Genomic DNA, 623 nt, shown 5'->3' on the forward strand with positions numbered 1-623 from the left:
TGACATGATAGTGTGTCGAAACACACTGGGTTTCCCCATTCGGGTATCGTCGGTTGTTGCGGTTCATATCACCTTACCGACGCTTATCGCAGATTAGCACGCCCTTCATCGCCTCTGACTGCCTAGGCATCCACCGTGTACGCTTAGTCGCTTAACCTCACAACCCACAAGCGTCCCGAAGAACACATTGTCTGTTGTAAGCATTTGAGAGACTCGAACATGTCGTGGATTTCATTCTTATTACGGAGAATTAAAACGACATGTCGTTTCAATTTTCAGCTTGTTCCGGATTGTTAAAGAGCATAATACTTCGCAGCATACTGTTATCCAGCACACTCTGAAGTATTTTATTTAGAAAAACAGTATGGTGGAGCTAAGCGGGATCGAACCGCTGACCTCCTGCGTGCAAGGCAGGCGCTCTCCCAGCTGAGCTATAGCCCCATACAGTCTTACAGAAACCTTTTACTACCATAACATTCCAGGGAAGAAATGTAATTTGTGCTCAGGCAAGGCATGCAGGAGGGAAGTTTACTTTGGTAAACGACCGAATGCATAACGCCGCATGAGTGCAAATTTGGTAGGCCTGAGTGGACTTGAACCACCGACCTCACCCTTATCAGGGG

At 47.2% G+C, this 623-nt stretch carries 1 tRNA gene and 1 rRNA gene; both read right to left on the reverse strand.

The annotated features are described in order from the left end of the window. Window positions 1–157: ribosomal RNA gene (locus WH279_RS00055) — 23S ribosomal RNA — on the reverse strand; the annotation flags it as partial. Between the two features lie 208 nt (window positions 158–365). Next, window positions 366–441, reverse strand: a tRNA-Ala gene (locus WH279_RS00060). Window positions 442–623 lie beyond the last annotated feature (182 nt).

It is taken from the genome of Erwinia sp. MYb375 (assembly GCF_037479175.1).
In the GTDB taxonomy this organism is placed as follows: Bacteria; Pseudomonadota; Gammaproteobacteria; order Enterobacterales; family Enterobacteriaceae; genus Erwinia; species Erwinia rhapontici.